This is a genomic window from Saccharomonospora iraqiensis subsp. paurometabolica YIM 90007, from assembly GCF_000231035.2.
GTDB lineage: Bacteria > Actinomycetota > Actinomycetes > Mycobacteriales > Pseudonocardiaceae > Saccharomonospora > Saccharomonospora paurometabolica.
In genome coordinates this window covers 66,782-75,980 of record NZ_KI912247.1, presented here as the reverse complement: position 1 = coordinate 75,980, position 9,199 = coordinate 66,782, and the positions used below count along the sequence as shown (strand labels likewise).

Here is a 9,199-nt window from a genome sequence, read left to right as displayed (position 1 = left end):
CCGACCCGCCGGCCGCGGGTCCGCCGCACCGGACGCCGCGAACGGCGCGCCGAGCAGGGTCTGCCCGAGCACGAGCACGAGCGTCAGCGCGAAGCCGGCGAGCCTGCTCACGACTCCCCCGTCCGGTCCTGCCGGATCAGCGCCCCGGCCTTGCGCACGAGCTTCCGTTCGTCGGCGTAGGCCAGGGTCCGGTCGAGCTCGGCCAGCGGCACCCAGGCCACCTCGGTGACTTCGACGTCGGCGTCGGAGAGCTCGCCGCCGTCCGCCTCGAGCAGGAAATGGTGCACCGTCTTGTGCACCCGGCGCCGCTCGGCGACGAACCAGTAGTCGATCGTGCCGAGCTCTCGCAGCACGTGCGCGGAAATCCCGGTCTCCTCCTTCACCTCGCGCACCGCGGTCTGTTCGGTGGTCTCGTCGCCCTCGATGTGCCCCTTCGGCAGCGACCAGAGCAACCGCCCCCGCCGGTCGAGTCTGCCGATCAACACGGCGTGCCGTCGGCCGGGGTCCACCACGAGACCCCCGGCCGAGGTCTCGTGCACCGTGGTCAGCCGTCGGTTACGGCGGCGCCGGGACCGGCGTCCCGGTTTCGGGCCACCGGAGCGACCGGCCGATCCAGGCATGCTGCGATGCTAGAGCACCGAGCGCCGTCGGTACCCTGGCTCGGGCGTGTCCGTGTCGGTCCGGCCGTGTAGTAAGGGGAACTTTTGGGCAGTGGGAGCAGCGTGAACGAGCGCACGAGCGGGGCGGACGGTGCGGCGACCGCGAAGCGGCTGACCGAGGCCAAACGGAACGCGGTCGCCGAGCTGATGCGCGTCTCGCCGATCGCCGACGACCTCGCGGCCCGCTTCGGCGCGGCCGGGCACCGGCTCTACCTCGTCGGGGGCAGCGTGCGCGACGCACTGCTGGGCAGGTTGTCCACCGACCTCGACTTCACCACCGACGCGCGTCCCGAGCAGGTGCAGCGCCTGGTCGCGGGCTGGGCGGAGGCGGTGTGGGACACCGGCATCGACTTCGGCACGGTCGGTGCCGCGAAGAACGGCACGACCCTGGAGATCACCACCTTCCGGGCGGACAGCTACGACCGCGTCGGGCGCAACCCGGAGGTCGCCTTCGGCGACACCATCGAGGGCGACCTCGTGCGCCGGGACTTCACGGTGAACGCGATGGCGGTGGAGGTGTCGACGAAGACGTTCGTCGACCCGTACGGCGGTCTGGAGGCGCTGGCCCGCCGCACGCTGGACACCCCGGCAACCCCGGAGGAGTCGTTCGCCGACGACCCGTTGCGGATGCTGCGGGCGGCCCGGTTCGTCGCCCAGCTCGGCTTCACCCCCGCCGGGCGCGTGGTGACCGCCATGACGGACATGGCCGACGAGCTGAAGCGGATCACGGCGGAACGGGTGCAGGTCGAGCTCTCCAAGATGCTGACCGGCATCGCCCCACGGCGCGGCGTGGAACTCATGGTGGACACCGGGCTGGCCGAACACGTGCTGCCCGAGGTACCGGGGATGCGGCTGGCGATCGACGAACACCACCAGCACAAGGACGTCTACCAGCACTCGCTCACCGTGCTCGACCAGGCGATCGACCTGGAGACCTCGCACGAGCCGACCAGCGAACCCGACCTGGTGCTGCGGCTGGCCGCCCTGCTGCACGACATCGGCAAACCGGCCACCCGGCGGTTCGAGCCGGGGGGCGGGGTGAGCTTCCACCACCACGAGGTCGTGGGCGCGAAAATGGTGCGCAAGCGTTTGCGCGCCCTGCGCTACCCCAAGGACGTCATCAGCGACGTCTCCCAGCTCGTGTTCCTGCACCTGCGTTTCCACGGCTACGGCCGGGGCGAGTGGACCGACTCGGCGGTGCGCCGCTACGTCACCGATGCCGGTCACCTGCTGCCGCGGCTGCACAAGCTCGTCCGCGCCGACTGCACCACCCGCAACCGGCGCAAGGCCGCCGCCCTGCAGCGCTCCTACGACGACCTGGAGCAGCGCATCGCCCGGATCGCCGAGGAGGAGGACCTCGCCCGGGTCCGCCCCGACCTCGACGGCAACGAGATCATGCGGATCCTCGGCCTGAAGCCCGGGCCGCTCGTCGGCCAGGCGTGGAAGCATCTGAAGGAGGTCCGCCTCGATCGCGGCCCGCTCGACCGGGACGAGGCCGTGGCCGAACTCCACCACTGGGCGGCCGAGCAGGGCATCGAACTGCCGGAGTGAGCCGGCGCGTGGCACCTACCCGTGCCAGGAGGCTGCGATCTTCTCCACGTCGTCGACCAGCTGCTGCCAACTCGGCAGCCGGGTGACCGGACCGTGCCGATCGATCCGCTCGAGCAGTTGTCGTCGGTGATTGGCGAATCGGGTCGCGTTCTTCTCCCGACGCCGTCCCGTCGCCGCGGACGCGGCAAGGAGGCATTCGTGCAGCCGCTGTTTCGGATCGGTCACCCGCTCGACCTCCCGGACGGAGGGGAGGCGGAGGTCGTTCCGTCCCCGTGGATTGCCCGCTACCTGCCGGATCGTCGGTTCGTCCAGCAGTAGCCAGGCTTCGGTCATACGTACCGGAATGACCGGGCAGAACACGAGGTCGGGGTCGATCCGGCCGAGCGCTTCGGTGATCTCGCGCCTGCGCGTCTCCGCTCCGACGTTGTCGGCGTCCCGGTGCACGACCACGATCGGCGTCCCGGTGCACGACCACGACGTCCGGGGTGCGTCCCATCAGCGTGATGCCGGCCTCGACACGGGACCGGACGTCCCTGTTGACCTTGGTTCGGAGTTGGTTGAAGTCGGGCGAGGTGAGCCGCAGCCGCACCCCGCGTTCCCCGAACAGGGCCTCGACCAGTGCGGAGAGCGGCATGTCCGAGGTTCCCTCGGCGACGAACAAACCGTTGAAGACCATCTGATGATCAGCCCACCAGGTCGAAAGGTACGCGGAGTTGCGCACCCGCCGGTGCGGCCAGGTAGGCGAGGAGATCCGCCTCGGTCGCCGAGTCCACGCTGTGCTTCGCGCGCCAGGTGTCGGCCAGGGGCAGGAGGGACAGAGCGCGGGTGACGGACCCGTCGGGCGCCGTCTGGAGTTGGGTGTCGGCCACGAGGATGTCCCCGCGGTCACACAGTTGCACGACCCCTGGTGAGTGCGTGTTGACGATGACCTGCCGGAACGGATTCTCGGTGTCCGGAGCTTCGGCCGGGTTCACCGCGAGATCGCGGACGAGGTCGAGCATGGACTCCAGGTTGGCCGGGTGTATGCCGTTCTCCGGTTCCTCCATGCAGATGACGCCCTTGACGGTCGGATCCTCGAGCAGCACACAGAGCGCGAGGAAACAGAGTGTGCCTTCGGACAGAGCCCGTGCGGGGAGCCGCAGCCCGTTCTGTTCGTCGAGAAAGAGCGTGAGGACCTCGCGCTTCTCGTCCGGTTCGACTTCGAGTCCCCGGACACCGACGTCACCGAGGTCGGACAGCCGTCCCGCGACCTCGGCGTAAACGGCTTCCGGATCAGGTGCTCCGCTCGTACCACCTGTTCGGGCGATGCGGAAGAGCGTGGCCGCCAGGTGCCGTCCGTCCGACCCGAGTGAGCGCGGGTCCGCGAAGCTGTCCGGAGCCCGGAGTGCGGAGGGTTCGAGCGCGAGCCGACGCCAACTCTGCATCTCCCTCCGTGCGGCCAGGATGGTCGGATGATCATTCGTGGTGATCGTGCTCAGTACCGTGCGACCCGCACGGTCGGCCGCTCGCGGCTGGGGTCGACCGAAACTGCCGCCGTCGCCGTGCACGTTGACGACGAGTCCGCCCTCGCGCTGCCCGGTGGAGAGGAAGGGACCTCCCCGGCGTTGCCCGACCAGCACGGAACTGCGGAAGTGCTTGGCGGAGTGCGGAAACCGGATCCGCCGGGCGGCCTCCCGCCGGGTGATGTGATGCAGCTCCTCGTGGCGGAGGAGTAGGCGGCCGATGCTGCCGGCACCTTCGGCGTGTTCGTAACCCAACCCGATCTCGTAGCGGAGGAACGTCGTGGTCGCCTCGGCGGGAGACCCCAAATCGTCCTCGACCGTTCCGGGAACGATCATCTCGGCCGCGAGACGAATCTCCATGGGTTCCGCCCGCTCCCGGTGACCGTCCCAGAAGAGATCACGGGGATCGCCGCTGTGCCCCTGTGCCACACTGCGGACCTGTTGTGCCGCTTCCATCAGGGTTCCGGATGCCAGGTGTGACAGCAGTTCGATCACATCGAACACGTTGGACTTGCCGATGCCGTTCGCACCGGCGATGCACGTGAACGGGCCGAAGTCGACGTGTACGTCGAGGAGGTTCTTGAAACCGTGAACCTCCAGCCTGGTCAACATGGGAACAGGCTACAGGGCTCGGGTGACGGCGCCGGGTATCTCGGGCGGCCGGGATGTCGACCATCGGGGACGGTCAGACCACCCGTTCGAGTGCGCCCGTCTCCAAGTGGTGGGTCAGTGCCCGGGGCAGCAGGTACGCCACCGCGCCGCCCGGGGACGGCCCCCACGGCCGGGTCACTCCGCCGAGCACGCGCAGGGGGCGCAGCACCCGGTAGCGATGCCGTTCGTACTCGCGGTCGACCGTCAGGGACGTCTCGGGGAACGGTGTGTCGAGCGGGTGGGTCAGGTTGCCCTGCTCGTTGCCGTAACGGTCGAGCACCGTGCCGCCCGGAAGGGTGAGCAAACGTTTGCCCTCGTAGAAGCTCAGCGGTGGTTCGCCGGTCAGGGGCAGGATCGGCCAGTCCGTCGCCTGTTCGGGCGGTGCCGCCCCGGCCCCTGGTGACGTGTCGGTCCACGCCCGGCCGGGGAACAGCAGCAGGGCACCGAGCAGCGCTTCCGCCGCGGCGTGCACCCGGGGGAAGTAGCGGGGCTCGACCGGGTGTCCGTCGGCGTACCGGGCGACCTCCCAGCCGTCCGGGGTCCGGTGCAGGCACCACGCGCCGTCGGCGGTCCCGCCGATCCGGTAGGCCTGCTCGGCCACGCCGTGTTCGGCCAGCCGGGTGCGCAGCACTCGCAGTGTCTCGGAGGCCCGCAGCGGGCGGGCCGGTTCCTCGCCCCGGTGCACCCGGGTGACGGCGTCCGGATCGGTGAGGTCGTCCGTCGTCCGCGGGGGACGCGGGTTACCGAGTACGTCGGCCTCGACCGTGGCGCGGACCCGGGGCTCGACGTACGGCGGACGGTGGTTCTGCGCCCGGATGTGTTCCAGCAGGTCGTCCTCCGGCGGCACGCCGTACTTGCGCAGGTAGTGCGGTACGGCCGCGGGCCAGACCCACGTCCCGTCGGTGTGGAAGGCGTCGGGCACGTTCGGCGGGCCGGGGACGAACACGTCCGGCAGTGCGCCGGGGCGGGCCAGCGCGACCGGGGCACGGTAGAGGTAGCCGAGCACGGCCCGGACCTCCTCCTGCGGTACCGGCGGCCGGTTCACCACCGGCTTCTCCCCCGGCGCGTGGCTGTCCACCACGCGGGCCCACCGGAAGCGGGTGTCCAGGGGCACGCCCGCCTTCGCCGCGAGCCAGACGGGCACGTTCTCCCGGGGGAAGTAGCTCAGCTCGGCCTCGTAACTCGCCGTCGTCGTGCGGCCGTCCGGGCCGAGTCGCCAGTCGGGCTCGGTCTCGGTGTCGTAGTCGAAGTCGTAGTTCGCGTCCGCGTCCAGGGTGAAGGTGCCCTGGAACCAGGTCCCGGTGCCCACCTCGTACATCGCCGAGCGGAGTTGGCAGAACAGCTGGCCGAGCTGCGGTGGCGGGGACAGGAACACGACGACGTCGTCGGCGACCGCCCGCACCTCCAGCTCCGAGAAGTCCCCGACCTGCCGGAACCGGGCGGCCACCCGTTCCCCGCCCTCCGGCAGGTGGTCGCGGAGGGTGGCGCCGATCGCGCGCAACAGCGCCCCGGTGTCGCCGCTGCCGGGCTCGCTGCGGGTGGCGTCGTCGTCGGCGAAGTCGTGCCGCTCCTGCCACAGGGCGGTCAGGGCGTCCGGGTCGTCGACGGTGGTGGTCATCTCGGTCAGTCCGAGGTCGCGGGCGGTGTCGGGGTCGGTGCCCGCCCAGTGCAGGGCCAGCGCGCCACCGGTCGGGGACGGCTGGAGCCGGAAGGACTCGTCGTCGTGGTCGCAGTAGGTGTGTACGGCGAAGGTGTCCGGGACGTCCGCGGCGGGCACCACCTTGGCGGGCCCGTCCTCGGACTCGGCGTCGAATCCCTCCGGTGGTGGTTCGCCCTCCAGGGTCACCAGCGTCACCGTGCCGTCCGTCGTCGACTCCTCGGCACGGAAGATTCGGCCGTCCCACAGCGCGTACAGCGCGTCCGGGCGGTCGGGCACCTCCACTCGGTAGCGCACCGTGTGTCCCCCTCGTCAGTGTGTCCCCGGTTACTTCACCCGTGTTTTACCGTGCGGGGGCTCGCCGGCGCAGGCAGGGCGGGCAGGTGTGAGCAGCACGGCACCACGGCGGATCGGCGCGCCGGGTCGGCGGGGCGTCACTCACGGAGGTTCACCCTAACGGGCGGCGGCGGGAGTGCCGATCGCACCGACGGCCCGCCGGGTACCTCCCGGACGGGCACGCCGTGCCGCGCGGGAGAACCCCGTGATGGGATCATGGCGGGCGTGCGAGCGGACGCCGAGGTTGAGCCGGGAACACTCCTGGTCGCTGCCCCCACCATGGTCGACCCGAACTTCCGCCGGACCGTGGTCTTCGTGATCGACCACCGGGACGAGGGGACGCTCGGGGTCGTGTTGAACCGGCCCAGCGAGGTCGAGGTGGACGAGGTGCTGCCCAACTGGGGCGAGCACGTCGTTGCGCCCCGGTCGGTGTTCGTCGGCGGTCCGGTGGAGAAGAAGACCGCTCTGTGTTTGGCCGCCCTGCGGACCGGGGAGACGGCGGCGAGCGTGCCGGGGGTGATCGCGGTCCGTGGCCCGGTGGCGCTGGTGGATCTGGACGCCGAGCCGGACGCGCTGGTGCAACGGGTCCGCGGCATGCGGGTGTTCGCCGGATACGCGGGCTGGGACGCGGGCCAACTCAGCGAGGAGATCGACCGGGGTGACTGGCTGATCGTGCCCGCGTTGCCGGGTGACGTGCTGGCCACCCCGGACGGGGATCTGTGGAGTCAGGTGCTGCGCAGGCAGGGCCTGCCCACCGCGTTCCTGGCCACCCACCCGGGTGATCTGCAGCGTAACTGAGCCGCAGCGAATGTGACAGCACTTGTATGAGTGCTTGTACAAGTGCTGTCATATCGGGGTGACGTCGTCCCGACCTCCTGAACCGCCCCGGCCCGACGACCCGACGGAACTCGACTTCTGGCGCCCGCTGGCACGGCTGCGTCAGGCGATGGAGGCGGAGATCGCCCGCCTCTACACCGAACGCGGGGTGCGTGTGCAGCCCCGCTTCACGATGCCGCTGATCCGCCTCGCCCGCCGCGGCCCGATGACTATCCGGCAGCTGGCCGAGTCGCTGGAGGTGACCCACTCGGCGATGAGCCAGACCGTCGGCGCGCTGCGTACCGACGGGATGGTGACCACCCGCCGCGGCCGGGACGCCCGCACCCGCGAGGTCGTGCTCACCGACCGGGCGCGGGAGCTCGTGCCGTTCCTCGAAGCGGAGTGGCTGGCCACCGAACGCGCGGCGGAGGAGCTGGACGCCGAGCTCCCCTACCCGCTCCGGCAGGTGGTCCGCGACATGGAGGCCGCGTTGGCGCGGCGTTCCTTCCGCGACCGGATCGTCCGCCATCTCGACGAGCCCGGCCCCGACGACCCGGGCCCCGACGAGCCCGGCCCCGACGACCCGGGCCCTGACGACTCCGGCCCCGACGACTCCGGCCCTGGTGACTCCGGCCCCGGCGATCCTCCCGGGGCCTCGCGGCCCGGTTTCCCGTGAAACTCCTCGACGGGGTGACCGACGTCCGGCCGTTGCGCTCGTCGGCGGCGTTCCGGCGGCTGTGGGTGAGCAGCATCTGCGTGACACTGGGGCACCAGCTCGCCGTGGTGGCGGTGCTCGCGCAGGTATGGGAGCTGACCGGCAGTTCCGTCGCCGTGGGGGCCATCGGACTGGCGCAGGCGCTGCCGATGGTGGTGTTCGGCCTGTTCGGGGGCACGCTCGCGGACGCCGTCGACCGCAGGAAGCTGGTGGTGGCCACCACGTCCGGCCAGTTCGTGGCGGCCGTGCTGCTCGCCGCCCAGGCGTTCGCCGGGGTGGGATCGCTGTGGGTGGTGCTGGTGCTGGTCGGGGCGCAGGCCGGGTTCCAGGGGCTCGGGGCACCCGCGCGGAAGACATTCGTGGTGGGGCTGCTGCCCGCCGACGAGGTCGCGGCCGGACTCGCGCTGACGAACCTGAGCTTCCAGGCGGCCATGCTGGCCGGTCCGGCGCTGGGGGGTGTGCTCACCGCGCACGGCGGCGCGGGACTGGCCTACGCCGTCGACGCGCTGACCCTCCTGGTCGGCATCTACGGCATCGCCGGACTCCCGTCCCTGCGGCCCGACGGCGGAGGATCCCGGCCGGGCCTGCGGACGACCCGGGAGGGCCTGCGGTACGTGCTGCGCGGTCGCGTCGTGGGTGGCGCGGTGCTGACGGACCTGGTGTCCACGGTGCCCGCCATGCCGGTCGCCCTGTTCCCGGCCGTCAACGCGGAGCGGTTCGGCGGTGCGCCGGAGACGTTGGGGCTGTTCCTCTCGGCGATCGCCGTCGGTGGGGTCGCCGCCGGGTCGGTGTCCGGGCTGTTCAGCCGGGTGCGGCGGGTCGGGCGCGCGCAACTGCTGGCGGCGGGCGTCTGGGGGCTCGCGATCGCCGGATTCGGCCTGGTCGGCTCGTTATGGCTCACCCTGGGGTGTCTCGCGGTCGCCGGCGCGGCCGACACGGTCGCGGTCGTCACCCGCGGGGCGCTGGTGCAGCTGGCCGTCCCCGATTCACACCGCGGCCGGGTGAGTGCGGTCGAGCACGTCGTGGGCATCGCCGGGCCGGACCTGGGCAACTTCCGGGGCGGGCTCGTCGCGGGGGCCACCTCGGCCGCGTTCGCCGCCGTCTCCGGGGGTCTGCTCTGCGTGGCGGGGATCGCCGTGTTGGCGGCGACCAACCGCCCGCTGCGCCGGTTCACGATCCCCGGTCCGGGACCGCACACGGCGCCGGACGACACCACGCCGCCCGGCGACACGGATGCCGACGGCCGTCCGGCCCGGAGCGGCTGAAACCGTCAGCCGAGGGCGCCGCAGCCGCCCCCGCCGCACGCACAGCC

At 71.7% G+C, this 9,199-nt stretch carries 9 protein-coding genes; 5 read left to right on the top strand and 4 right to left on the bottom strand.

Annotated features, from left to right (window positions below):
- Positions 1-107: 107 nt before the first annotated feature.
- Positions 108-620, bottom strand: a complete 513-nt coding sequence (locus SACPADRAFT_RS0214600) for an NUDIX hydrolase (protein WP_028662473.1) — start codon at positions 618-620, stop codon at positions 108-110.
- Positions 621-722: 102 nt separating this feature from the next.
- On the opposite strand from SACPADRAFT_RS0214600, the gene SACPADRAFT_RS0214595 reads away from it, so the two are divergent.
- Positions 723-2,210 carry a CCA tRNA nucleotidyltransferase gene (locus SACPADRAFT_RS0214595; RefSeq protein ID WP_007025269.1) on the top strand — a complete coding sequence of 496 codons (1,488 nt, stop codon included), beginning with the start codon at positions 723-725 and terminating at the stop codon, positions 2,208-2,210.
- Between the two features lie 15 nt (positions 2,211-2,225).
- On the opposite strand, the gene SACPADRAFT_RS0214590 is transcribed toward SACPADRAFT_RS0214595, so the two are convergent.
- Positions 2,226-2,660, bottom strand: coding sequence for a DUF4276 family protein (locus tag SACPADRAFT_RS0214590; RefSeq protein ID WP_007025268.1), 435 nt, complete (start codon positions 2,658-2,660; stop codon positions 2,226-2,228).
- Between the two features lie 53 nt (positions 2,661-2,713).
- On the opposite strand from SACPADRAFT_RS0214590, the gene SACPADRAFT_RS32960 reads away from it, so the two are divergent.
- Positions 2,714-2,890 (top strand): hypothetical protein, encoded by a 177-nt coding sequence (locus tag SACPADRAFT_RS32960; RefSeq protein ID WP_198048330.1) that lies wholly within the window; start codon positions 2,714-2,716, stop codon positions 2,888-2,890.
- Positions 2,891-2,893: 3 nt separating this feature from the next.
- Here the strand turns inward: SACPADRAFT_RS32960 and SACPADRAFT_RS0214585 are convergent, their stop codons facing one another.
- Together SACPADRAFT_RS0214585 and SACPADRAFT_RS0214580 are read right to left on the bottom strand one after the other, a co-directional pair.
- Positions 2,894-4,324: an AAA family ATPase gene (locus SACPADRAFT_RS0214585; RefSeq protein ID WP_007025267.1), complete on the bottom strand. Its 1,431-nt coding sequence runs from the start codon at positions 4,322-4,324 to the stop codon at positions 2,894-2,896.
- Between the two features lie 73 nt (positions 4,325-4,397).
- Positions 4,398-6,317, bottom strand: coding sequence for a TNT domain-containing protein (locus SACPADRAFT_RS0214580; protein WP_007025266.1), 1,920 nt, complete (start codon positions 6,315-6,317; stop codon positions 4,398-4,400).
- Positions 6,318-6,572: 255 nt separating this feature from the next.
- Here SACPADRAFT_RS0214580 and SACPADRAFT_RS0214575 point away from each other — a divergent pair, with 255 nt between their 5' ends.
- The 3 genes from SACPADRAFT_RS0214575 to SACPADRAFT_RS0214565 are packed head-to-tail and all read left to right on the top strand — an operon-like array spanning position 6,573 to position 9,152.
- Positions 6,573-7,154 carry a YqgE/AlgH family protein gene (locus tag SACPADRAFT_RS0214575; protein WP_007025265.1) on the top strand — a complete coding sequence of 194 codons (582 nt, stop codon included), beginning with the start codon at positions 6,573-6,575 and terminating at the stop codon, positions 7,152-7,154.
- A gap of 22 nt (positions 7,155-7,176) precedes the next feature.
- Positions 7,177-7,848 carry a MarR family winged helix-turn-helix transcriptional regulator gene (locus tag SACPADRAFT_RS34525; protein WP_407690021.1) on the top strand — a complete coding sequence of 224 codons (672 nt, stop codon included), beginning with the start codon at positions 7,177-7,179 and terminating at the stop codon, positions 7,846-7,848.
- The gene (locus SACPADRAFT_RS0214565) at positions 7,845-9,152 is read left to right on the top strand and encodes an MFS transporter (RefSeq protein ID WP_007025263.1); all 1,308 of its coding nucleotides are present in this window, start codon (positions 7,845-7,847) and stop codon (positions 9,150-9,152) included. The genes SACPADRAFT_RS34525 and SACPADRAFT_RS0214565 overlap by 4 nt, the downstream gene beginning before the upstream one ends.
- Positions 9,153-9,199 lie beyond the last annotated feature (47 nt).